This is a genomic window from Candidatus Pelagibacter sp. HIMB1542, assembly GCF_052047835.1.
In the GTDB taxonomy this organism is placed as follows: domain Bacteria; phylum Pseudomonadota; class Alphaproteobacteria; order Pelagibacterales; family Pelagibacteraceae; genus Pelagibacter.
Genome location: NZ_JBNAJB010000001.1, coordinates 1 through 23340, shown reverse-complemented (window position 1 = coordinate 23340; position 23340 = coordinate 1). Strand labels below are relative to the sequence as shown.

The window sequence follows — 23340 nt, the reverse complement described above, 5'->3', positions numbered from 1 at the left end:
CTTAATTTAATTGACAAACCTGAAAAAAATAAAATCCATTCACATCCAACACCAATAATAGCTTCACTTGGTATTTTTTTTTCATTTATTTGCATATACTTAATTGAAATTATAAAGAATCAAATATCTCTAGATTTATTTCTTTTTCTTATAATTACTATAAGTTCTTTTTTTTTAGGATTAATTGATGATAAATATAAGCTAACTTATAAAAAAAAATTCCTAATCTTAATTCCTCTTCTTTTGATAACTATTTTTTTTTCAGAAAATTTTATTATCAGTAAATATAAATTTCAAATATTTGAAACTACTTTTAGTATTGATAATGTTTATTTTTCAACCTTTATAACCAGTTTTTTTTTATTACTATTAATGAATTCAATAAATCTAATTGATGGAATTAATGGACTAGCAATCGGTATCATTACTATTTGGATTATTTACTACAATTTTTTCATCTTGGATCATTATTCTATATATTTTATTAGTCTTATAATAAGCGCATTAATTACTTTTTATTTTATTTACAAAGGTTTTTATTTTTTAGGAGACTCCGGCAGTCTTTTTTTATCATCTATGATTGGGTTATTAATTATTCAAGAATACAACCTAAAAATTCATTATCCAAATAAAATCTTTGTTGAAAATATATTTATCTTATTCATGTTACCCGGCTATGATATGTTTAGAGTTTTTTTAGTTAGAATATATAGAAATAAAAATCCTTTTTTAAGAAGTAGAGATCATCTGCATGATTATTTGATTAAAAAGTTTGGTTTGTTTTCTACTTTATCAATTTTTTTTATTTATATTGTATTTTTTTTATTTTTATATCATTTGCAAATTACAAATAATTTTTTATTGATAGTTTTTTCTTTAATTTTATATCTTGGTATTCTCTATATTGCTTTGAAAAAAATTCAAAACTAATTTTATAATTAATTTAATACTAGGTTTGTGCATAAACTTAATTTTTTTTGAAATAATATTACTTTCATAAGGTTTTTGTTTCATTAAGTGATTAATATTTATTCTTTTTATATTTAAAATATTTTTTCTAAAAAAATTTTTTTTTGTATGTGTTCCATTTTCATCAAAACCTAAATTATTTATAAAAGAAAATCGAGGCATTATACATTTTAGGTTATTATTGTGGCAATAAAGATTAAATCTTATAGCCCACGAATTGATAAGATTTTTTTTCTGTCCCTCTAGAAGCAACCACAAGTCAAAACCACCATTAGAAAAATTTTTTTTATTAATTCTATAATTATTCCAATTTATATTATCCCAAACATTTTTCCAAGTTGCCCATCCCCAACTACAATGTCTTTGAACAAGGTATAAGTTGTTTTCTATTTTATCAAAATTGTGCAAATATGAGTATGCAGATATACTACCAATACCATTATGATTTTTATATTTTATTAACATTGATGACAAAAACTTAAGTGTATTTCTTGATATGTACAAATCATCTTCTAAGATTATTGCATATTTATTTGTTTGAAAAACTTTACTTATACCTTTAATTACATTTTGTGATAAACCAAAGTTAATTTTATTTTTTATAATATTTTTATTTTTAATTCTAAAATTCTTTACAATTTTTAATACTTCATCACATTTTTTTTTGTCTTGATCACTTTTTGGACCATCACAAAAAAAAAAGTATTTGTAGTTCTTATAATCTCGATTATTTTTAATGCATCTTAAAAGTTTTTTTATTTTGTCTGGTCTGTTATAACAAAATATAACAACTGGTATTTTCTTCATCTGTAAAAATATTGGAAGAATTTGTTTAGAGCAAATTCATAAAACTTAAAATATGGCATATGTTCTCTTGGAGTTTTAACAAAAAAATTATTCGATACTAGCATGTGTTTTTTTGTTTTTTGATGAATAGAATTGTTTAAGACTAGATGTTCAGGTATTATTTGTTTGCTTTCTTCGTCTTTAATATCTAGGTAATTTCCAGAAATATAATCATCATACAAATAAACACAAAAACCATTATGAGCTGAAATAGCTTTTATATTTTTTTTAATATTTGTTATTTTTTTTTGATATTTATAAATATTTATTTTTCTCAAATAATATGATTTATAAAGGTTTTTGTTTGTCTGGACTCTTAATACATCTTTTTCATAATAATCTTCAATGAATAAATTGAGCATATCATAATAATACGGTTTAGATTTTGCAGAAACCCCAAACAATTCATTTTTATTTGCTTCTAAATTTTTTAAAAGACCTATAAAACTTTTAAAATCTAATTCACAATTAATTACTTCATCAACATCAACTATTGAAATAAATTTACTTACATATTTTTTTTCAAAAATAAAATTTTTTAAATAATTTCTACCATGTGTTAATCTTTCTATTCTGTTTTTGTAAGAATTAATTAATGAAGTATCTAAGTAAATAGTATTTTTGTTTTTATTTGAAAATTCATTAATTACTCTCAATGTATTATCTTCAGAGTTATTTTCACCAATAATAAGTAAGGAATTAATATTATTTTGATTCAATTTTAGATGAAAATCAAATAATTTTTTTATAGTGTGTTCTACATTTTTAGCTAAACATAAAAAAATAATATCAAATTTTTTCAAATTCATTAAAGTAACTTTATTTTATTGTTTTCAAGTAAAAACTTTTTATCTATTAACTCATCATTTGTAATTTTATGGTAAATAATTAAAACTGTTAAATCTCTAAAATCAAATATATTATTCAATAAAACTTGTTCAGTATTTGAATCTAGTTGATTAAATCCTTCATCCACAATTAAGATTTTAGGCTCTCTATATAATGCTCTAGCAATTGATATTCTTTGAATTTGTCCACCGCTTAAATTTAAATTAGATGAATGTATATGCGTTTGCTCTTTTTCAGGTAAATTTTTAATTAATTCGTCTAGTTTTGCTAGTTTCAATATTCTTTGAAATTTTTCCTCATTATAATCTTTATTTAAAATAATATTTTCTTTAAGAGTAGATTCCATTAAAACAGTTTTTTGAGGTATTATTGAAACAATATCTTTTAGAAAAAAATTTAGTTGAAGGTTTGATTGAATTTCTTCCCCATTTAAAATAACTTTTCCTGCTTTTGGAGAAAGAATACCAATCAATAAATTTATAAGAGTTGATTTACCTGAGCCACTTGGTCCTAAAATTGCAACTTTCTCCCCTTTTGATATTTCTAATTCTGTATCTTCAAATATAACTTTATCATCAAAAGAAAAATTCAAATTTTTAATTGAAATTTTCTTAAATTTATTATTTGAGACAAATTCTGTTTTTTTTAATTTAGCTTTATAATTGCTTTTTTTTAAAAACTCATAAATTGTACTTAAAGAATGCAAACTTGATTTAAGAGAAATATAATTTGAAAACAAACCTTGTAATGAGGGTATAATTTTAAAGAATGAATACAATAATAACGACAAGTAACCAAAATTAATATTGTCATTTTGACTAAAAAATAAGAAATATATGAAAATACATGCAAAAACCAAAATTTCCATAACAAATCTAGGTGTGCTTGAGAAAAAAATTGTAAAAAATCTAATTGAAGAAATTTTTTCAACTGATTTAAAAAAACTACTAACAAAAAACTTTTCTAAACCATAAATTTTTATTTCTCTAAATGATGAGAAAATATCGTTTGAGTATTTTAATAATTCTTTATTACTTTTAGTGAGGATTATGTTATTTTCTTTAATTCGATTTTTTAGAGACAAATAATATATAATATAACTTGTAAATATTATTAGTAAGATCGATATCGTTGAGACTGGCTCATAAATAATTAAAAATATTGAAATACTAATAATCAAAAATCCTCTAGACGTAATCTCTCCAATAGGCATCAAAACTTGCGAAGAAAATCTTTGTGTTTCATTAACAATTGAAGAAATTAATGTGCTAGCGTCAGTTTTTAAAAAAGAAGTATAATCAGACCTCATAAATTCATTCATTAAATGATATCTTACATTTTGTTCTATGTTTATAGCAAATTTAGTACTTATAAAAGTTGATGTTAAAAAAATTAAATTCGAAATTACAATCATCACAAAAGTAATTGTAAGATAAAAATACATCTCATCCATATCTGTAGCTGACCTATACTTTTCAAAAAAATCAAAAATCATTCCAGAGTTATCTATTTTCAAAAAAGAATTAGTCAAAGGCAACAAGGTGGTAAGACCAATTAGTTGAAATATTAAAGCTAAAATTAGTATCAAAATAAAAAAAATAAAAAAAATTTTTTCGTTCTGATTTAAAATAAAATTAATCTGATTATAAATTTTTTTCATCAAAAAATTTTATTATTTTTTTTATACCAATCGACAATTTCTGGAAGATCTTTGAAAAAATTTCTTTTAGCTTTCCAGCCAGTTTTAGATATTTTATTTAAATTTAAAAAATATCTCTTATCATTAAATGGTCTATCTTTAATGAATTTAATAAACTTATTTGGATCTTTATTTAATATTCCGCATATTTCTTTAATAACATCTAAATTTTTGTAACTTTTATTTGTCCCAACATTAAAAACTCCCCAATAATTTTTCTTAATAAGTAAATACAATGCCTCTGAAAAATCTTTTACGGATAAATAAGATCTTTTGTAACTACCACTTCCATGAACTGGGATTTTCTGATTTTTTAATAATTTTGTAATAGTGACTGGTATTAATTTTTCTGGATACTGTCTAGTGCCATAAATATTATTTGATCTGATAATCAATATTTTTTTCTTATCAATATACCGAAGATAAGAGCCTATAATCATTTCTGCTGCAGCTTTTGTTCCAGAATAAGGATTTGAAGGATCAAACATTTGATTTTCTGAAGAAGAGCCTTTTAGTATTTCACCATAAACTTCATCAGTACTAATGTGCACAATTTTTTTTACATTGTTATTTAAGCAGTTTTGAAAAAATATATGAGACCCCAGAACATTAGTTTTCGTAAAGATGATTGATGATTTAAAAGAATTGTCAACATGACTCTCGGCAGCGACATTAATTGCACAATCAAGATTTTTTAAATCATTTTCATAATTTTTAATATTCACTATATCAGATTTTATAAATTTAATTCTTTTTGACTTTAAAATATGTCTTAAAAAAATTTTTTTTCCAGAATAAGTAAGTTTATCTACAACAATAATTTTAGAGTTTTTAAATTTGTTAAAAAAAAATTCCACTACATGGGAACCAATAAAGCCTGCACCTCCTGTTATTAAAATTTTATTCATGGTTGTAATCTATAATTATTGTCTTTTTCTTTTATTTGATATACATGAAATTTAATGAAAATTCATTTTTATGGTTTATTGCATATAGCTGACAATGATATCAATATAAATTTTAAACCAAAATCAAACGATGAAAAGGTTAGGGTATATATAAAAAATTCAGAACTGCTCGCTAAAAGTCTCCTACATGATAACATTAATTATACATTATTAACTAATAATGAAAAAGAATTGAACAGGATTTATAAAAGTCCAATTCTTAATATCAAAGAAATTAATTTTAAAACCAAAATAATCAAAGGATCACATTTTTATCCTTGTTACTATAGAATAGACGTATTTAATTTTTTGTCAAAACAGAAAAATCAATTTTCTTTCTTGATTGATTTAGATGTTGTTTTAATTCGAAGTGTAATTAAAAAAATACAAAAATTAGCTAGAAAGAAAAATGTTCTTGTAAATGATATTACAGACTTGATTTTGCCGGCATATGGATTTGACAGAATTAACTTTGAATTTAGTCTTTTAAAAAATAAAAAATGGAAGAAAAAATGGTATGGAGCTGATTTTATAGCTGGGTCTAATTTATTCTTTGAAAATTTATATCAATCAATAAAACCAATATATAAAAAATTTCAAGAAAATTTTAATGAATTAAAAAATCAAGGAGATGAATTATTTCTTTCATCCGCAATAGAAGAGGTTATATGTAAAGATAAATTTAACTTCATTGATGCCAGATCAAAAAAAATAATAGCTAGGTACTGGAGTGTACCAAGAAAACACTATCAAGAAAGTTTTGAAAAATTATTTCAAAATAACATGGTGCATTTTTTAGCTGATAAAAAATTTTTAGCAAACTATGAAAACGATAATTTTTCTAGAGAAAAATTTATTAAAGACTATAAAAATTATAATTTCTCATTAACAAAAATTTTTAAAAACATTTTTTCGCTAATTTATAATAAGTATATTAAGTTTAATAAAATGTATTACTAAATTAATTTATTTATTTGTTTATCAAAATTTTTTTCAGCAAAATAAAATTTAATACCACTTTTTTTTGCACATTTTTGATCTACAATACTATCGCCAATAAATAAAGATTTCTTTTTATAAACAAACCAATTTTTTAATAATTTCTTTACCATCCCATTTCCTGGCTTTCTAAAATAACTATTTTTTTTATATTTTAAAATTTTTGCTTTGGGATGAAAAAAACAATATTGAACCTCGTCAATCATTAAATTTTGAGATGATAAGAATTTTTTAAAATGAATTTGTAAATTATAAAAATTTTTTTCTTTAAAAATTTTTTTAGCTACACCTGCTTGATTTGTTAAAATAAATATATGATAATTTTTTTTTATTATTTTTTTAATACCTTCAATAACTCCAGGTCTTAATTTAAAATTTTTAACCTTGTTTACATAATGATAATCATAATTAATTACACCATCTCTATCAAGAAAAACAGCTGGTTTTGTAAAATACTTTGGAATAATTTTAAATGATTTCAAGAGATTTTCTTTTGTACCTATATCAATAAAAAAATTTTTTATATTTAAGCCAAAAATTTCTTTTTTATTTATAAGTTTTTCTATAATTTCTTTTTCTAAAGAAAATATATTTTTACTAAAAATTTTTAAATTATTTTTTGAAATTAAATAGATACCAGCATTCATCAATTTTCCTTTTTTTTCAAAAATTACCAATCCTTTATTATTTATTTTTAAATTAGAGAGCTGATTATTAGATTTATAACTATCATTGCTAGTTAAATACATTAGATTTTTTTTTTTAAAAAATACCTCATTTAAATTTACATCTAAAAAACTATCTCCATTGACAATTAAAGTGTTATTCTTTAATTGATTAGATATTGATTTAACTGACCCACCGGTACCAAGAGGTTTTTTTTCAATTATAACTTTTATTTTTACAAAATTTTTAAATTTATTATTGTATCTCTTAAAAATTTCTTTTCCTTTATATCCAGCTAAAATAAAAATTTTTTCGAAAGGAAACTTTGAATAATGATTTAAAATTAAATCAAGAAAAGGTTTGTTTTGAAATTTCAATAAGGGCTTTGGTTTATTCTTTAGATATTTTTTTATTCTAGAACCGTATCCTCCAGCTAAAATAACTAAATCGGTTTTTTGAAATTTTTTTTTTATTTTCATTTATATATTGTAATTTAAGTTAATAAGTTTAATTTACGTAAAATTATGAGCATTTCAAAAAAATTAAATATTACTTTAAAAAAAAGTGTTAATGCAAAAAAAAGTTTAACAAAACAGATTATTGCAATAAACGATATAATTCATTGTATGGCTGATTGTATAAAAATGGGTAATAAAATGTTTATATGTGGAAATGGAGGATCTGCTGCAGATGCGCAACATATAGCTGCCGAATGTTTAGTAAGATTAAAGCCGAATAATAATAGAAAACCAATACCAATGATCTCTCTAGCATTAGACTCATCAACAATGACAGCTTGTGCAAATGATTACTCATATAACAATATATTTTCTAGAAACTTAGAGGGTCTTGGAAAATCTGGTGATGTCTTAATTTGTATTTCTACATCTGGAAATTCAGGAAATATATTAAAAGTTTTAAAAACTGCTAAAAAACTTAAAATTAAAACTATATCAATTTTAGGTAATAATGGGGGTAAGGCAAAAAAATTGTCTGATAAATATATAATTATTAATAGTTCTAATGTAGCAAGCATTCAAGAAGCTCATATTTTTCTAGGTCATTTTTTAATCGGAGAGCTAGAGAAAAGAATTTTAAATTAATTTATGAAAGAAAAAATATTAGTAACTGGTGGTGCTGGGTACATAGGTTCTATTTTAGTTCATGATTTATTAAATCAAGAATTTGAAGTTACTGTTTTAGATAATTTTTATTACAAACAATCATCATTACTTAACTGTGCTAACCAAAAAAATATAAACATAATAAATGATGACGTAAGAAATTATGATTTAGTTAAAAAGTTAATTTCAAAAAATGATATTATTATTCCTCTTGCTGGTTTAGTTGGGGCTCCTATTTGTAAAAAATTTCCAGTGGACTCTCATGATATTAACTATGATGCTCAATTAAACATTTTTAAAAATAAATCAAAAGATCAAATACTTATAATGCCAACAACCAATAGTGCCTATGGGAGCGGAAATCAAAACAACTTTTGTAATGAAAATTCAATATTGAGACCTATTTCTGAATATGCAAAACAAAAAGTGGAATTAGAGAAAATTATGATGGAAAGTGTTAATGTTACAAGCTTAAGACTAGCTACTGTTTTTGGTGTTTCACCTAGACCAAGATTAGATTTACTAGTAAACGACTTTACCTTTAGAGCTATTGATGAAAGAAAATTGATTTTATACGAAAGTCATTTTAAGAGAAATTATATTCATGTAAGAGATATAAGCAGAGTTTTTCAGTTTTGTATTCACAATGAAAAAACTAGAAATGAAATTTTTAATGTTGGATTGTCAGATACTAATATTTCTAAGCTTGAATTAGCTGAGGCAATTAAAAAACACATCAATGATCTTATTATTGAAGAAAACAGCACTGAAAAAGATCCAGATCAACGAAATTATATAGTTTCTAATGAAAAAATTGAGTCATGTGGTTTTAAAACTAAATATTCCTTAGATGATGGAATTCAAGAAATTATTAAATTTTACCCAATACTTAAAAGCCAAAATTATAGGAACATTTAATTGATACTATTTAGTATTTCACAAATCTTTTTAATTTTACTCAATTTAAGATCAGGATAATTGCCAATATAATATCCATATTTATGAATGTAGTCAGTATTCTTTAAATTTATTTTTTTTCCTTTTAATATCTTTCTTAAATATGGCTGCCTTAATTGGTTTCCACCACCTGCATTTCCTCTTCTAAACTCAATAAAGTTTCTTTTTAATATTTTTTCAAATTTATCTCTTTTTTTAATATCGGTATTATTTAAAAAAACAGGAAAAGCATAATTGGAAATCCCAGTAAGCTCAAATTTAGTAAAATATTTTTTTTCATCTAGATTGTTAATAAAAAATTTGAAATTCCGATTTCTCAATTTTATATTTCTATCAAGTTTTTTTAATTGGTTTATTCCTAATACAGCATTTATTTCTGTAGATCTCATATTAAAACCATTTTCAAAAAAAATAAATTCTTCGTTTAAATCTTTATATTTTTTTTTATAAAAATTTCTTGTTTCTTTAAATTTACTTTCTCTAACAAGACCGTGAGCTCTTAGCATACAACAAAGATCATAAAATTTTTTATTATTTGTTGATATCATGCCACCTTCTATAGTTGTCATATGATGAGCGTAATAAAACGAAAAATTACTTGCTAAACCAAATGTACCACATTTTTTATTTTTATATTTTGCTCCGTGTGACTCACATACATCCTCAATTAAATAAATTTTTTTTTTTTTTAAAAATTTAATCAATTGATCATCTAATCCGTTGAAACCTTGAATGTGACTTAAAAAAACAGCAGCAGTTTTTTTATTTAATTTTTTTTTTATTTCATTTTTATCCATTGCTAAATTGGAAAGTCTAACATCACAAAAAATTGGCTTATAAGAATTTTCAAGAACTGAGACTACATCTGAATTCCAAGTTAAAGGTGGAGTTATTATTTCACTCTTTTTATTATTCCCCAAATATAGTTTTAGAGCTCTTATTGTTATAAAATTTGCACTGGAACCAGAATTTACAAAAATACTATATTTTGTGCCCAACCATTTAGACCATTTTTTTTCAAACTCTAAAACTTTGCTCGAAGCAGTAAGTCTTGGATTTTTCTTTAAGAATGAAATTAAAACATTTCTATCATCTTTATCTATATTATTTGACATTAATGGATGGTTTAATTTTTTTGAAAGTTTTTTAATCATTGAATATCTATTAACATTTTAAAAATAATAATAAAATGAAAAAAAAATTTTAGATGCACAATTATTTTATTTCTTAAAATAATTCATTGAGAGACATAAGAGGAATATAAAATATTTATTGAACATTAGTTATTTTAAGTTAGTAAGCTTAAATATTTTTTAATATTAAAAAATATTGAATTCATATTTTTATTAAGTATTAGTATTATGATGTCTAATAAATCTTTTCTACAACAAGACTTTATTAATTGTAATTTTTTTCAAAGTAAATTTGAATCTTATTCTGTAATTATTGATACACCTCATGTAGCTAGTTTAAATAAAATTTTTTTAAAAAAACTTAACACCGTTTTAAATAAAAATATAAATTTTGAAGATATATCAAATGTCCATAAAATGATCGAAGATGAAAAAAAAAGTTACGATTTAGAATTTGGCGTAAATGAATTGTCGAAAAATTTCTATGAAATGGGTGAAGATTTCCAATATAATTATATAACATTACTAAAGGAGGATATAAGAAAATTTATTGGCGAAGATTTTTATTTTCAAAAAAATCCAACCTTACGTGTTCAAGTGCCTCACAAAACATCTGAAATTTTTTATCCATTTTTTCATTCAGACATTCAACTTGGTCATCCTCCTTTTGGTATTAATTTGTGGATCCCATTAAATAGACCAAATGAAAAAGAAGGGTATGGATTTTCAATAACAAGCTTAAAAGAAACTATTAAAATATTTGAAGAATTAAATTTTGAGTTTGACGATCTTAATAAAAATAAAAAAAAATATTCTGAAAAATTAAAAAACTTTTCAAAAGTACAGAATTTTAATTTTGGTAAATCAGTTATTTTTGACTCTAGATGTCTTCATAGTACACTACCGCTTATAAATCATTCCCGGGCATCAATAGACGTAAGAATAATTCCAGTATCTGAATTTAAAAAATCTAAGAACACATATCAAGGAACAGGAAGAAAAAAAGTTCTATTTATTCCTGGCGAAGGATATCATGAAATGTCGATTGATAAAATTAAACTATAATTTATTCAATTTTAAATAAAATTTATATGAAAATTATATTAATTAATGCAGCTGAACAGACTTGTTTTTCAATTTTAAGAAAGTTTATATAAATAGTAAATAATATATTGAGTTGTAGGTATAAATAAATAAGTATAAACACTAAATATATTGAGATATAAATTCAGCTTTTAAAAAGGAATTATTAATTTTATACAATCAGGATTACAAATATGAAACTTTTAAAAAACCCAAAAATTGCTTTCTGTACGACTACTATTTATATGCCTTATTTTTTAGATGGTTTTGCAAAAAATTTTTTAAAAAATAAACACCAAAATATTATATTTTATATAATTGGGGATAAAAAAACACCTGTTGGAGTTGATAATTATATAACAAAATTAAATAAAAAGTATCCATATGAATTTAAATATTATGATTATTCAAAAGTAAAAAAAATTTACAAACAGTTTCCTCGTTTAGCTAAATTGACCAAGTTTGGAACTGGAATTATGAAATTTATAGCTGTTTATTTATCCTATTTAGATAATTGTGACTTAAACTTACATATTGATGATGATAATTTTGTCCTTGAAAAAGATTATTTATCTGAGGCAATGAAATTAACAAAACCCTCTAATTTTAAATTAATTAAAAGCCAAAATGGATGGTTCAACATATATAATCTTTTAAAAGAAAAAAAAAATAGAGAATTTTATCCTAGAGCTTATCCTTGGTCGAAAAGAAATAAAAAATCTCACTCAAAATTAATCAATAAAAAAATTGAGCCAATATTTTTTAATGGATCTGTATTTGGAGATCCTGATGTAGATGCAGTAACTAGATTATATGGAGATATACGAGTAACAGGTTTTAAAAATAAAAAAATTAAACAATATGGATTATATCCTGGCACATGGACCTCATTTAACAACCAGAACTCAGGAATGATAAGAGATTTGATACCAGTTTATTTTACTCCTATTTCAACAGGAAGAAATGCAGACATCTGGGGTAGTTATATGATTTGTAAAATTGCTGAGATTCATAAAAAAACAATTTTTTTTGGAAAGCCTGTAGTCACACAATTAAGAAATCCTCATAATTTATGGAAAGATCTTATGCTAGAGTATCAAAATGATTATATGACTGATAAATTTGTAGATATACTTAAAGGACTAAAGGTTATAAAGCAGAAAAGTTATCTTTTAACTTGTAAACAAATCTGCTCCAAAGCAATAAATATCATTAAAAAAGAGAAAATACCTAAAGTTGACAAACAATATCTATTAAATTTTTTCTACGAATATCAAAAATGGAATAAATTATTCTAAAGATTTTAATGAAAAAATATTCAATTTTCATTTGTACTAGAAATAGAACTATCCTACTAAACAAAGCGCTTCAAAGTATTTCTAAAAATACTAAAAATAAAAAATTGATAGAAGTTTTAATTGCAGTAGATGAAGATGATCAAGATACAATTTTTTTTGTAAAAAAAAGTAAAAAAAAGTTTGATTTTTTAATTAAAGAAAAAATTTGCAAAAGGGGAAAAGGTTATAGAGAAAATCCAAAAAGATTGAAAAAATTAATAAGTATTTCGTCAGGATCATTTTTTATATATTTTGCTGACGATATGACAATTAATACAAAGAATTGGGATATTAATTTAGACAAAAAAATTAATAATCTTCCTGAAGACCAGCTTTATCTGCTTAGTACCAGGCACAATCAAGGAAATAAAAATTGGCCGTTATGTCAGATTATATCAAAAAAATGGTATAACATTACAAAGAAATTTGCCAATTGCTATGAAACTGATACAGAGCTATTAATTATTGCTTCAAGTGTAAACAGATATTTTATTTGTAAAAATATAAAAATTGTCCACAACCAAATAAGCAGAAAAGATCAAACTTTTATAAAAGGTAGACAACTATTATTAGATAAAAAAATATATGAAGGAAGTATATTAACATTGGAGGGTATGAATAATATCCTAAGTGATTTATATAAAATTCAACTAAAAATAAATAATTACAATTATTTTAAAAAATTTTTGTATTTATGGAAATTATATACTTTTATTGTCATTAAAATTATTTTTAAATATAAATTAAATTTTTTAAGGAACTTTTATTAAAATGATAATTTGTAAAACTCCATTCAGAGTATCTTTTTTTGGCGGTGGAACTGATATGCCTGGATGGACTTATGAAAATAATGGCCATGTGATTAATAGTTCTATCAATAAATTTGGTTACATATTTTTTAGAGAGGCTAAAAATATTAAAAACTATAAATATAAAATAAGGTATTATTTAAATGAAGAGGCAAAAAGTTTTGAAAAAATAAAACACCCAGTTATTAAAAAATGTATTGAATATTATAATTTAAAAAATAAAAAACTTCATATAACTTATGACGGTGACTTACCATCAAGATCAGGACTTGGAAGTAGCTCAAGCTTTACTACAGGATTAATAAACACTATTAACAAATTTCATAATCGTAAACTATCCAAGTATAATTTAGCTAAGGAAGTAATTTATTTTGAGCATAAAATATTAAAAGAAAATGTTGGTTATCAGGATCAAATTGCTGCTACTTATGGAGATTTAAATTATGTTAAATTTAAAAAAGATCAATTCAAGGTATTTCCACTTAACAAATATAAGTCTAAAAAAAAAATTCTTAACGAAAACATGTTGTTATTTCTTGTTGAAGGAAAACGTATTGCATCATCAATAGAGTCAAAAAAAAATAAAAAGATAAAGGACAATTATATAATTTATAAAGATATTTATGATCTAACCAATGAAGCAATTAGAACAATACAATCAAATAATAACAATAAATTTTTAAAAAACTTTGGTTCGTTACTTAATGAATATTGGGAATTAAAAAAAAAAATCGATAAATCGGTGAGTAATCAAAAAATAGATTATTTTTGTAAAAATTTTATTAAACTTGGTGCAAGTGGTTGTAAATTGATGGGTGCTGGCTCAAGTGGTTTTATATTGATTATTGCCGATAAAGACTCACAAAAAAAAATAACGAATAAATTTGGAAAAGATAAATTTATTAAAATTCAACTTGAAAATCAAGGAAGTCAAATTATATATTCTGATTCTTAGAGTTTTTTTGTTTCATCAATCAAATATTTAATACTATCATTTATAGAAATTTTGGGTTTCCATTTTGTTATTTTAGAAAATTTTCTTGAATCAGGTATTTGATAACCTATATCAGATTTCCTTAAAAGTTTTCTATCAAGCTTAGTTTTGAAATTTATTCTGGAAAATAATTTCAGAAATTTCATAAATCTTCTCAAGTTCATAATTTGATTGCTACCAATATTATATACTTCTCCAATATTACATTTTTCTGCAGCCAACCAATATGCCCTCATAGCATCTCTTACATCCATGATGGTTCTTGTACTATTCAAATTACCATGTAACAAAATTTTTTGTTTATTTTCTTTAATTTTGTTTAACTGATAAGCCCAACTGGACGCAAACAAATTTTTTCTCCTTGGATTTAAGTAAGTAAACATCCTTGTAATAATTATTTTAAGATCAAAATTTTTAAAATAATTAAATGCTAAAGTATCCTGAAAAAGTTTAGAAACTGCATATGGATTATTTGGTTGTAAATTACAACTTTCACTTATCGGCATAAATTTTTTTTTCACATTTCCATATACTTCAGAAGTACTACAAATTTGAATTATTGGATCTAATTTAAGGACTCTAACTGCTTCTAACAAATTTAAAGTTATTAAATTATTATTTTGTATAATTTTATAAGGTTCTATGAATGATTTTTTTACATCTGCATCTGATGCTAAATGAAAAATTACATCAGGTTTAATTTTTTTTAAAATATCTTTTAATTTTTTATAATTTTTTAAATCACATTTAATTAAAACAACTTTTTTTTTTATCTTTTGAAAATTTATTTTATTTGCTTTCCTGTAAGTACCATAAATTTTAGTTTTTTTTTGGTTTGATAAAATATACTCTGCTAAATAACTACCACCTGATCCTGAAATTCCTGTTATTAATGCTTTCTTAAACTTTCTTTCTATTTTAGGCATACTTGTTTCCATCTTCAATAAATATGAACACTTTTTTTTTATTTTTTTTGCTAAGAGCATTTGTATATTTATCAAAAATTTCATCTTCTCTATTAAGTTTAATAACTTCAGAATATTGCATTAATTTTTTAAGCGCATTTGTATGATCTTGTGTGTGCTGCAAACCTGCATTAAGAGGTTTGGTTGACCCAATCATGGTTCTAATTATAATTTTAGATTTAAAATTATTATTTGTTAAATAATCAATTTTATCTAAATGATTAGTTAATTGATTGGCGGCTAAAATAAGGAAATCAAATCTCGGATAGCAAGAAACAGGGATATAACCATTTAGAGCCATGCCTATAGCCATACCTGTTTGTACTTCTTCCATAACAGGAATTTCTATTTTTTTTGATTTTGGTACATCTTTTAAACTTACAAATATAGAGCTGCCTGGATAGACAACAGACTGCCCCAAAAAAATCACATTTTTATTTTTAGCTAAAAACTTCATACTTTTCTGAATTTCTTTAAGATAAGACATATTTTAGAATAAAATCCATTTACCTATTCCATGATGTGGATATTTTCTTTTATAAGAGTAATAATAAACATCAGGTAATTTTTTTTGTTTTTTGCCCCACGCGCTTTTTGTAGGAGTGTTTGTGCTTAAATCATTATCTTCGACCACAAATTTTAATGGCAATCTGAAGTTTTTTGCATATTTATAGCATTCATGAAAAACACCAGTTTCATAAGTCATGTCACCAATAAAAACCCATACTTTTTGTTTCATCTTTTTTTTTTTTATTGAAAAAGCAACTCCAAGAGCTATGGGAATTATTCCACCAACAATAGACGATGTAAAAAATTTATTTTTATAGGAATTTAAAGTCATGCTTCTTCCTGCAATAATCTGATTCTCAACATCTTTTGCTGAACAACCTTTGAGTAATGCATGATAATGATTTCTCCAACCAGAAAAAACCCAATCATTTTTTTTAATTTTTTTAAAAATTTTAATTAATTGATTTTCATTATTACCTGATAAATGAATTGGTCCTTTTATTTTTTTATCTTCATACAATTTTGAAATCTTGGTCTCAAATTTTAATAAATCCTTTTTTGTTAATTTTTTACTCATTTAAAAATATTAAATCTATTTTGTTTATTTTTATTTCTCAAATACCATTCAATTGTTTGAGATATTCCACTTTTTAAAGAAGTTTTAGGTTTTCCACTTAAAGATTTTAATGACTTAATATCTAAAATTCTAATTTTATCTCCACTAGGTTTAGAAGTATCCCATTTTATATTGAATTTATTTTTAAAGTATTGGTTAATTATACTTACAACTTCGCGTATCTTAAATCCTTTTCCACTCCCTATATTCACAGGTTCTTTTGGAGCACTTTTCATTAATTTCATCATTGCATAAGCGACATCTTTTGAAAAAATAAAGTCACGTATTGCACTACCATTTCCCCACACTTCTACCTCATAATTTTTCGAATTTACAAACTTGTTAATTAAAGAAGGAATTACCATAGCAGTTTTGACATCAAAATTATCATGAGGACCATACACATTAGCAGGCCTGACTATTACAGTTTTCATTTTATTGCTTTCTTCCTTAGATAGAGCTTCTACTTGTAATTCACCAATCCTTTTTGCCCATCCTGAATACCAATCATTTTTTGAGGGAAAAGTTTTCCAAACATCTTTTTCGCTCATTAAAGATTTTGGGTTATATACTCCTATTGAACTTGTGTACAAATATCTTTTTACTTTATTTAGTCTACATGCCTCCATCATATTTGTATTGAATAGAATCATTGGTGTCATAAAACTATATGGCCTTGTCATCGTAAGTTTTGGAGAACCTTTTATACCTGCCAAATGAAATACAAAATCTTGGCCTTTTGTTATTTTTAAACAATTTTTTATAATTCTAAGATCTAATTTTGCATATTTACATTTCTTAGAAAGTTCGGGATTTGTTTCTAACGAAGCAACAGTCACTTTTGCGCCAGAATCAACTAATAAATTAGCTAACTGAATCCCAATCAATCCTGTCCCCCCTGTAATCAAAATTTTTTTATTTTTATAGAATTTCATTTTTGTACCATTTTACAGTTTTTTTAAGGCCCTCATCTATACTGACATTTGGTTTCCAATCCAGTAATTTTTTTGCTTTGTTACTATTAACTAAAATATCAACATTTATATTCTTGCCTTTTATTTTTTTTATTTTTTTTTGAGTTTTGCTAAATTTTATAATTTTCTTTAAAATATCAATAATTTTAAAAGATTTACCATATGTACAATTAATAATCTCAAAGTTATTTTTTTGTCTTGTTATTAATTTTTCTACAAGACTTAAAAAATCGTCAACAAACAAATAATCTCTTTTTTCATTTCCTGCACCAAAAATTTGAATAAATTTTTTCTTTAAAAAAGCTTTTTTAATTGATGATCCAATAAAATGGCCTTTACTCAAGCTAAATTTATCATAGGGACCATATATATTTGAATGCCTTATAATAGAAAATTTTATATTTGATATTTTTGAATAAAAATTGCACATTTTTTCAACATAAAGTTTTGTATGTCCAACTCCATAATAATTTTTAAAAATCCTGCTTTCATCTACATCATTTTCACTTAAGGGTTTTTTTGAGTGATGATACATAACAGTGCAGCTTGTAAAAATAAATTTTTCAATGCTATTTACATAAGATGCTTTAAGTAAATAAGAATTCATTATTGCATTATCTGTAACATGTAAAAAGGGATTGTTAATTATATCTTTTGATCCTGAGGTTGTAGCAGCAGCTTGAATTAAAATCTTTGATAAAGAAGTAACTTTTAAACAATCTTTATAGTTTCTAAGGTCAGCTTTAATCCATTTCACGTTTTTCAAACTAAATGGTTTTTTTTTATTATAAATTGCATAAACTTTATATTTTTTTGAAAATTTTCTTACAAGATTTGTTCCGATAAAACCTGTAGCACCACAAATAGTTATTTTTTTCATAATATTTTTTAATTATAGAAATATAAATTAAAATTCTTTTAAAAAAAAAATATATTTTTTATTCTTTTTTTTAAATTTAAGAATTTAAAGAATTTTTAAAGTTAATTCTTCCTCCATCTACCACTATATTTGATCCATTAATATATTTACTACTATCACTACATAAAAATATTACTATATTTGCAACATCTAATGCTTTACCAAATCCCATTGGGAAATGTTTATTTTTGATCTGTTTAAAAATCTTAGGATCGTTTTTTAAAATTTTTTGCCATTTGCTTGTTTCCGTCAAAATAGCTCCAGGGGATACAACATTAAATGTAACATTATTTTTTAAGTATAAAATATTAGTAGATAAGTTCTTTATTAGATTCACCTGAGCAGTCTTAACTAAATTATAATTTAAATCACCACCAAGTTCTTGATTAACCGCTGAAGAAATATTTATAACCCTGCCCCATCTAGATTTTACCATTTGACCCACAAAAGATTTGATCGCAATATAAGAACACAATATATTACTTTTAAATAATTGGTTTAAATTGTTGTGATCAATTAACTTTTTTTTACTTTTAACATGATTTCCACCAAAGTTATTAATTAGTATATCTATTGAGTTAGTCTTTTTAATATTGTTAAATAATTTGATGGTCTTCTTTTCATCAGACAAATCACATTTGTATGTTTTACAATGTATATTTTTATTAACAGACATAATTTTTTTCTTTGCTCTAATAAGATTTGATTGATTATTTGAAATTAAAATTAAATCATAATTTTTTTTGGCAAATTGAATAGAAATTTCTAATCCTATCCCTTTACTCGCTCCTGTAATTAAAGCTTTTTTCATTAAGATTTTATATTTAGTTTATTAAAAACTTTTCTCGCAGTCTTTAAATCATTTATATTGTTAATATCAATACTTTTCTCTTGTTGCATTACATATGGAAACATTTTTTTAAAAGGTATTGATTTACTTATAAGAAAATCATTTGATTGAAAAATGTATATACTTCCATTTGGCTTGAATAATCTTGGTAAAAATTGATCATTAGAAGTAAGAAAAATTTCCTTATTAATAGGAATTATTTTATTTTTCTTTATAAATACTGACTTTAACAAATTAGAATTAACTCTTTTTACTGAAAGTATGCCCTTTGTTGATTTAATTTTCATTAAATCAAAAGAAGAGTTTATGTCTCTGTATGTCCTTAACGGTGAGGTTACATGAAGTAAAATGATTATAAAATCTGATAACTTATGATTTTTAATAATTTTTTTTATAGAATGATATATTACATCATTTGCTAAAGCTTTTTCAGTACATAAATGCGCGGGTCTTTTTACTACTTCACAATTTAATTTTGAGGAAATTTCAATTATTTTTTTAGAGTCCGTTGATACGATAATGTGATCAATATTTTTGCTTTTTTTTGCTGAGTTAATGGCTATTTCTAACAGGGTTTTATTTTTAATTTTTTTTAAATTTTTATTTTTTAATCTTTTGGAATATTTTTTAGCTGGAATTATTGCAAAAACTTTTTTTTTATTAAACATATTTTTTTTGAGTTAATTTATTTATTTTCTAATAATATTTTTAAGGTCCTCTTGATTAATTTTAAATAAATTTTTCTCCTTAAATATTTTGATGTCTATTTAATATGCTAATAGACTATCTAAAAATTTCATTTCTATATAATTTTCTCTCGACAAAATATTTTTGGGTTTTAATATTCCAAAAATTTTTATCTTTAATTAATTTTAAAAATTTATTCTTACAATTACCATCTCCAAAAAACAATTTTCTTTTATATCTTTTTTTTTTACCTGAGAAATAGTTTATTGTATTAGTTAATTGATATTTGTTATAATTTACATCCTTTTGATTTGAATTTTTATTTCTATTTTTTTGTCTATCTCCAATATTTATACAAGGAATTCCATAATAAGGTGCTTCCATTATACCAGAGCTTGAATTTCCAACAATAAAATTTGAAAATTTTAAAAAAGTTAAAAAATATTCAAATCTTACTGATGGAAAAATTTTAAAATTCTTTTGTTTTATAAGTTTAATTTCATTTAAAATAAATTCGTTTCCAAAATCATTGTTTGGTTTAATCACAATGTAATTTAATTTCGATTTTTTCAAAACATCAAAAAAAATTTTAGCTTTAGTTTTTTGTTCTTTATTTGATATAGCAGTTAGAGGATGTAAAATAGCTAATCCATAATTTAAAAAGGGTATGTTGTACCTCTTTAAAGCAGATTTTAAGCTAGGTAGTTTTTTACTTTTTAACAAGTCAATATCAGGTGAACCAACAATAAAAATGCTTTTTCTGCTTTCTCCCATTTGGATAATCCTGTTTTTTGCTTTTTTGTTAGTTACAAAATGAATATGTGATAATTTTGTGATGGCGTGCCTAATTGAGTCATCAATATTCCCTGATAACTCTCCACCCTCTATATGAGCAACTTTTATTCCATTTAAATTGCATGTTATTGCAACTGACAAAGGCTCTATTCTGTCACCATGAATAATGACCAAATCATAATCACAATTTTTAAAGTGGTTATTAAAAACCTCTGTAGTTTTTGCAAAAACTTCACTGGGTTTCTCAGAATGATCTTCCTGAGTCTCTAGTTTTACTAGATTTTTAATTTTGTCTTTTTTAATTTCCTTAATAGTATTACCAAAAAAATTTAGGTTATGCATTCCCGCGACCAGAACATAAGTTTTTATATTTTTTAATTTTTGTGTTTCCAATATAAGAGATTTTAATTTTCCATAATCAGCTCTAGTCGCAGTAAGAAATGCGATTTTTTTTTTATACATAGTTTTTCTTGATTTGGGTATTAGCTTTAATATTTTTTTTCGATCTTTTTCCAATTAAATCAAATATTTTATTTGCATGAAAATCTCCTGTACCAGGTCTCTTATAGCAAAGATTTTTTAAACTTAAAATTTCGTCTTTTTTAATATCTATTTTTGCTACCACAGAATGATATGCAAATTTTCTCGTAACCTGTTCTTCTTTCAAGTATTTTTTTGGGTAAAATATTGATGTATACAATTTTTTAGAATTAACATTAAAATAATTCAATTCTTTTTCATCAATAGAAGCTTTAACGTCAGGACCTTGTTTTTTTTTGTTAGAAACAAAATGTTTTTCAATAACTTTAACTCCCATAGCAATTGAAGTCATTGAAGTTTCTAGTCCTGCTGTATGATCAGACAATCCTATTTTTATTCTAGGAAAACTTTTCTGTAATAATTTAATTCTACCAAGATTTGATAATTCCAATTTTGTTGGATATAAATTAACACAATGCATTAATATTAGTGGAATTTTTCTCTTTTTAAATTCATTTACAGATTTTTTTAAAGATTTAATTTCATGCATGCCTGTACTCATAATTGTTGGTTTATTAAAGCTTGCTATTAATTTTACAAATGGGATGTTACCACATTCTCCTGAGCCAATTTTAAACACCTTTGTACCATTTTCATGTAACCATATGGCAGCTTCCTGACAAAAACTTGAGGCAATATAAAGCATCTTTTTTTTCTCAATATATTTTTTTAATTCTAATTCTTGATTTAATTTAAAAGAGTTTTTTTCTATCACTTCATAAATACTAAGATTTGAATTACCAGGTTTAATTCTCTTAGCCTCTAAAGACATTTCTTTTTCTGGAATATGAACTTGAGCTTTAATCACTCTACTTCCAGAATTATAAGCACTATCAACAATTTTTTTTGCGTTGCGAAGAGATGAGAAGTGATTAATTCCTATTTCTGGTATCAATATTGGATAACTAGGATTAAAGATTTTATTAATCATAGCTTACAATAAACTAGATAAATTCCTTAATATATAACTTTTTAAAGTTTTTTTAAAAGCTAAACAAAATTTTTTATTAAAAAATACTTTAATAGTTAGCACCATATAAATATTTAAGTTAGTAAAAGTTAGTATTAAATAATCAGACTTAAGATAGTGAAAAGATACTTTTCTAATATTTGAACCTTTGGTCTCTTTTTTTAAAACATTACCCTTTTCACTAAAAAAGAGATTAAATTTTTTAGTTATTGAGTTTTCATTATAAATTTGCATTTTTAGATAAAATTGGTGTTAATTCTAAAATTTTTTAAATAAAAATTTTTAATGTTTTTAGAATATTTATAAACTTGTGAACAATTCAAACTATAATCCAAAAATATATAATTTTTGTAATTTTTTATAAGCTTAGCGTTAATTAATGTACTAGTATTTAAAAAAGAATAACTCTCTTTAATTTTATAAAATAAGAAAATAATTTCTATTGGAATTAATGTTCTTTTTTTATTCTCAATAATAAATTTAATTTTTTTACTTTTAAGGAATTTTATAAGTTTCTGTGAATGAATATCAATTTTGTAATTTTTATTGGGATGTTTTTTAATATATAAGATATTTTTTTTTTTATTATAATTTTTAATTAAATAGTTCAATATTTCATTAAATTTTTTGGTTTTAAATTTCAAACTTGGATCAAAAAAATTAATCCAAATTAATTTTTCTGATGGTGGTTTTATTTTTTTAAAATATTTAAAAACAAATTTATCTAAATTTGTTAATTTGTGTATTTTTTTAACGGTATTTCCATTAATTCTTAATTTCATATTTTGTGTTGCAAGTGAGCCATTATAGGAATTAAAACTTACCGGATAACTTAAATTTAAATTTATATGGAATAAGCATTTTAATATAAAATTTTTAACTATATCTTTAAGGTTATTTTTATTTAGATAAAAATGCAGCAAATTTCCATGACCATGTTCAAGAAAATGAAAATTTACATTTTGTTTTTTTTTAAGAAATAAATAGCATTCCATGCCATCATTATTGCCATAAAAATTAATATACTTATACTTATTAATAAGATTATTTATTGTTTTAATTTTTTTTATTTTATTAATATTATTGTTACTTTGTAAAATAT

24 protein-coding genes are annotated in these 23340 nt (G+C 23.2%); 8 read left to right on the top strand and 16 right to left on the bottom strand.

Annotated elements, in window-relative coordinates:
• Positions 1-54 precede the first annotated feature (54 nt).
• On the top strand, positions 55-930 hold the full coding sequence (locus tag ACTTBI_RS00120) for a hypothetical protein (protein WP_440652756.1): 876 nt from the start codon (positions 55-57) through the stop codon (positions 928-930).
• Here the strand turns inward: ACTTBI_RS00120 and ACTTBI_RS00115 are convergent.
• The 4 genes from ACTTBI_RS00115 to ACTTBI_RS00100 are packed head-to-tail and all read right to left on the bottom strand — an operon-like array spanning position 883 to position 5271.
• Complete coding sequence (locus ACTTBI_RS00115; protein WP_440652107.1) at positions 883-1776, bottom strand: glycosyltransferase; 894 nt, start codon at positions 1774-1776, stop codon at positions 883-885. The genes ACTTBI_RS00120 and ACTTBI_RS00115 overlap by 48 nt on opposite strands.
• Positions 1773-2624, bottom strand: coding sequence for a hypothetical protein (locus ACTTBI_RS00110; RefSeq protein ID WP_440652106.1), 852 nt, complete (start codon positions 2622-2624; stop codon positions 1773-1775). The genes ACTTBI_RS00115 and ACTTBI_RS00110 overlap by 4 nt, the downstream gene beginning before the upstream one ends.
• Positions 2624-4324, bottom strand: coding sequence for an ATP-binding cassette domain-containing protein (locus tag ACTTBI_RS00105; protein WP_440652105.1), 1701 nt, complete (start codon positions 4322-4324; stop codon positions 2624-2626). Before ACTTBI_RS00105 ends, ACTTBI_RS00110 begins: the two co-directional genes overlap by 1 nt.
• The gene (locus ACTTBI_RS00100) at positions 4324-5271 is read right to left on the bottom strand and encodes a GDP-mannose 4,6-dehydratase (protein ID WP_440652104.1); all 948 of its coding nucleotides are present in this window, start codon (positions 5269-5271) and stop codon (positions 4324-4326) included. The genes ACTTBI_RS00105 and ACTTBI_RS00100 overlap by 1 nt, the downstream gene beginning before the upstream one ends.
• A 54-nt stretch (positions 5272-5325) precedes the next feature.
• Here ACTTBI_RS00100 and ACTTBI_RS00095 point away from each other — a divergent pair, with 54 nt between their 5' ends.
• Entirely contained in the window at positions 5326-6270 is a 945-nt protein-coding gene (locus ACTTBI_RS00095) for a hypothetical protein (RefSeq protein ID WP_440652103.1), read from the top strand.
• Here ACTTBI_RS00095 and ACTTBI_RS00090 read toward each other — a convergent pair.
• A complete protein-coding gene (locus ACTTBI_RS00090; protein ID WP_440652102.1) occupies positions 6267-7454 on the bottom strand; it encodes an HAD-IIIA family hydrolase in 1188 nt (395 codons plus the stop codon). The genes ACTTBI_RS00095 and ACTTBI_RS00090 overlap by 4 nt on opposite strands.
• 45 nt (positions 7455-7499) lie before the next feature.
• On the opposite strand from ACTTBI_RS00090, the gene ACTTBI_RS00085 reads away from it, so the two are divergent.
• Together ACTTBI_RS00085 and ACTTBI_RS00080 are read left to right on the top strand one after the other, a co-directional pair.
• Positions 7500-8078: a D-sedoheptulose-7-phosphate isomerase gene (locus ACTTBI_RS00085; protein ID WP_440652101.1), complete on the top strand. Its 579-nt coding sequence runs from the start codon at positions 7500-7502 to the stop codon at positions 8076-8078.
• A gap of 3 nt (positions 8079-8081) precedes the next feature.
• Complete coding sequence (locus ACTTBI_RS00080; RefSeq protein ID WP_440652100.1) at positions 8082-9017, top strand: NAD-dependent epimerase/dehydratase family protein; 936 nt, start codon at positions 8082-8084, stop codon at positions 9015-9017.
• On the opposite strand, the gene ACTTBI_RS00075 is transcribed toward ACTTBI_RS00080, so the two are convergent.
• Positions 9014-10210, bottom strand: coding sequence for a DegT/DnrJ/EryC1/StrS family aminotransferase (locus ACTTBI_RS00075; RefSeq protein ID WP_440652099.1), 1197 nt, complete (start codon positions 10208-10210; stop codon positions 9014-9016). The two genes, ACTTBI_RS00080 and ACTTBI_RS00075, sit on opposite strands and share 4 nt — an antisense overlap.
• A 207-nt stretch (positions 10211-10417) precedes the next feature.
• Here ACTTBI_RS00075 and ACTTBI_RS00070 point away from each other — a divergent pair, with 207 nt between their 5' ends.
• The 4 genes from ACTTBI_RS00070 (at position 10418) to ACTTBI_RS00055 (ending at position 14373) form a co-directional block, all read left to right on the top strand.
• The gene (locus ACTTBI_RS00070) at positions 10418-11254 is read left to right on the top strand and encodes a hypothetical protein (RefSeq protein ID WP_440652098.1); all 837 of its coding nucleotides are present in this window, start codon (positions 10418-10420) and stop codon (positions 11252-11254) included.
• A 212-nt stretch (positions 11255-11466) separates the two neighbouring features.
• Positions 11467-12570, top strand: a complete 1104-nt coding sequence (locus ACTTBI_RS00065) for a hypothetical protein (RefSeq protein WP_440652097.1) — start codon at positions 11467-11469, stop codon at positions 12568-12570.
• An 8-nt stretch (positions 12571-12578) separates the two neighbouring features.
• The gene (locus ACTTBI_RS00060) at positions 12579-13379 is read left to right on the top strand and encodes a hypothetical protein (RefSeq protein ID WP_440652096.1); all 801 of its coding nucleotides are present in this window, start codon (positions 12579-12581) and stop codon (positions 13377-13379) included.
• A gap of 1 nt (position 13380) precedes the next feature.
• Positions 13381-14373, top strand: coding sequence for a GHMP family kinase ATP-binding protein (locus tag ACTTBI_RS00055; protein WP_440652095.1), 993 nt, complete (start codon positions 13381-13383; stop codon positions 14371-14373).
• On the opposite strand, the gene ACTTBI_RS00050 is transcribed toward ACTTBI_RS00055, so the two are convergent.
• The 10 genes from ACTTBI_RS00050 to ACTTBI_RS00005 all read right to left on the bottom strand — a co-directional run.
• Entirely contained in the window at positions 14370-15338 is a 969-nt protein-coding gene (locus ACTTBI_RS00050; protein WP_440652094.1) for a GDP-mannose 4,6-dehydratase, read from the bottom strand. The two genes, ACTTBI_RS00055 and ACTTBI_RS00050, sit on opposite strands and share 4 nt — an antisense overlap.
• Positions 15331-15864 carry a hypothetical protein gene (locus tag ACTTBI_RS00045; RefSeq protein ID WP_440652093.1) on the bottom strand — a complete coding sequence of 178 codons (534 nt, stop codon included), beginning with the start codon at positions 15862-15864 and terminating at the stop codon, positions 15331-15333. Before ACTTBI_RS00045 ends, ACTTBI_RS00050 begins: the two co-directional genes overlap by 8 nt.
• A 3-nt stretch (positions 15865-15867) precedes the next feature.
• Complete coding sequence (locus tag ACTTBI_RS00040) at positions 15868-16464, bottom strand: thiamine pyrophosphate-dependent enzyme (RefSeq protein ID WP_440652092.1); 597 nt, start codon at positions 16462-16464, stop codon at positions 15868-15870.
• Complete coding sequence (locus ACTTBI_RS00035) at positions 16461-17438, bottom strand: NAD-dependent epimerase/dehydratase family protein (RefSeq protein ID WP_440652091.1); 978 nt, start codon at positions 17436-17438, stop codon at positions 16461-16463. Before ACTTBI_RS00035 ends, ACTTBI_RS00040 begins: the two co-directional genes overlap by 4 nt.
• The gene (locus ACTTBI_RS00030) at positions 17425-18357 is read right to left on the bottom strand and encodes an NAD-dependent epimerase/dehydratase family protein (RefSeq protein ID WP_440652090.1); all 933 of its coding nucleotides are present in this window, start codon (positions 18355-18357) and stop codon (positions 17425-17427) included. Before ACTTBI_RS00030 ends, ACTTBI_RS00035 begins: the two co-directional genes overlap by 14 nt.
• A gap of 76 nt (positions 18358-18433) precedes the next feature.
• Positions 18434-19207 (bottom strand): SDR family NAD(P)-dependent oxidoreductase, encoded by a 774-nt coding sequence (locus tag ACTTBI_RS00025; RefSeq protein ID WP_440652089.1) that lies wholly within the window; start codon positions 19205-19207, stop codon positions 18434-18436.
• Positions 19207-19914 carry an acylneuraminate cytidylyltransferase family protein gene (locus ACTTBI_RS00020; protein ID WP_440652088.1) on the bottom strand — a complete coding sequence of 236 codons (708 nt, stop codon included), beginning with the start codon at positions 19912-19914 and terminating at the stop codon, positions 19207-19209. Before ACTTBI_RS00020 ends, ACTTBI_RS00025 begins: the two co-directional genes overlap by 1 nt.
• Before the next feature lie 115 nt (positions 19915-20029).
• On the bottom strand, positions 20030-21190 hold the full coding sequence (neuC, locus tag ACTTBI_RS00015) for a UDP-N-acetylglucosamine 2-epimerase (protein WP_440652087.1): 1161 nt from the start codon (positions 21188-21190) through the stop codon (positions 20030-20032).
• A complete protein-coding gene (locus ACTTBI_RS00010; RefSeq protein ID WP_440652086.1) occupies positions 21183-22199 on the bottom strand; it encodes an N-acetylneuraminate synthase family protein in 1017 nt (338 codons plus the stop codon). Before ACTTBI_RS00010 ends, neuC begins: the two co-directional genes overlap by 8 nt.
• A 275-nt stretch (positions 22200-22474) precedes the next feature.
• The coding region (locus ACTTBI_RS00005) for a hypothetical protein (RefSeq protein ID WP_440652085.1) at positions 22475-23340 on the bottom strand (866 nt) is incomplete at its 5' end.

Coding starts and splice junctions, on each gene's coding strand:
- ACTTBI_RS00115 (WP_440652107.1), bottom strand. CDS start 1,776: ATGAAGAAAATACCAGTTGTTATATTTTGTTATAACAGACCAGACAAA.
- ACTTBI_RS00110 (WP_440652106.1), bottom strand. CDS start 2,624: ATGAATTTGAAAAAATTTGATATTATTTTTTTATGTTTAGCTAAAAAT.
- ACTTBI_RS00105 (WP_440652105.1), bottom strand. CDS start 4,324: ATGAAAAAAATTTATAATCAGATTAATTTTATTTTAAATCAGAACGAA.
- ACTTBI_RS00100 (WP_440652104.1), bottom strand. CDS start 5,271: ATGAATAAAATTTTAATAACAGGAGGTGCAGGCTTTATTGGTTCCCAT.
- ACTTBI_RS00095 (WP_440652103.1), top strand. CDS start 5,326: ATGAAAATTCATTTTTATGGTTTATTGCATATAGCTGACAATGATATC.
- ACTTBI_RS00090 (WP_440652102.1), bottom strand. CDS start 7,454: ATGAAAATAAAAAAAAAATTTCAAAAAACCGATTTAGTTATTTTAGCT.
- ACTTBI_RS00085 (WP_440652101.1), top strand. CDS start 7,500: ATGAGCATTTCAAAAAAATTAAATATTACTTTAAAAAAAAGTGTTAAT.
- ACTTBI_RS00080 (WP_440652100.1), top strand. CDS start 8,082: ATGAAAGAAAAAATATTAGTAACTGGTGGTGCTGGGTACATAGGTTCT.
- ACTTBI_RS00075 (WP_440652099.1), bottom strand. CDS start 10,210: ATGATTAAAAAACTTTCAAAAAAATTAAACCATCCATTAATGTCAAAT.
- ACTTBI_RS00070 (WP_440652098.1), top strand. CDS start 10,418: ATGATGTCTAATAAATCTTTTCTACAACAAGACTTTATTAATTGTAAT.
- ACTTBI_RS00065 (WP_440652097.1), top strand. CDS start 11,467: ATGAAACTTTTAAAAAACCCAAAAATTGCTTTCTGTACGACTACTATT.
- ACTTBI_RS00060 (WP_440652096.1), top strand. CDS start 12,579: ATGAAAAAATATTCAATTTTCATTTGTACTAGAAATAGAACTATCCTA.
- ACTTBI_RS00055 (WP_440652095.1), top strand. CDS start 13,381: ATGATAATTTGTAAAACTCCATTCAGAGTATCTTTTTTTGGCGGTGGA.
- ACTTBI_RS00050 (WP_440652094.1), bottom strand. CDS start 15,338: ATGCCTAAAATAGAAAGAAAGTTTAAGAAAGCATTAATAACAGGAATT.
- ACTTBI_RS00045 (WP_440652093.1), bottom strand. CDS start 15,864: ATGTCTTATCTTAAAGAAATTCAGAAAAGTATGAAGTTTTTAGCTAAA.
- ACTTBI_RS00040 (WP_440652092.1), bottom strand. CDS start 16,464: ATGAGTAAAAAATTAACAAAAAAGGATTTATTAAAATTTGAGACCAAG.
- ACTTBI_RS00035 (WP_440652091.1), bottom strand. CDS start 17,438: ATGAAATTCTATAAAAATAAAAAAATTTTGATTACAGGGGGGACAGGA.
- ACTTBI_RS00030 (WP_440652090.1), bottom strand. CDS start 18,357: ATGAAAAAAATAACTATTTGTGGTGCTACAGGTTTTATCGGAACAAAT.
- ACTTBI_RS00025 (WP_440652089.1), bottom strand. CDS start 19,207: ATGAAAAAAGCTTTAATTACAGGAGCGAGTAAAGGGATAGGATTAGAA.
- ACTTBI_RS00020 (WP_440652088.1), bottom strand. CDS start 19,914: ATGTTTAATAAAAAAAAAGTTTTTGCAATAATTCCAGCTAAAAAATAT.
- neuC (WP_440652087.1), bottom strand. CDS start 21,190: ATGTATAAAAAAAAAATCGCATTTCTTACTGCGACTAGAGCTGATTAT.
- ACTTBI_RS00010 (WP_440652086.1), bottom strand. CDS start 22,199: ATGATTAATAAAATCTTTAATCCTAGTTATCCAATATTGATACCAGAA.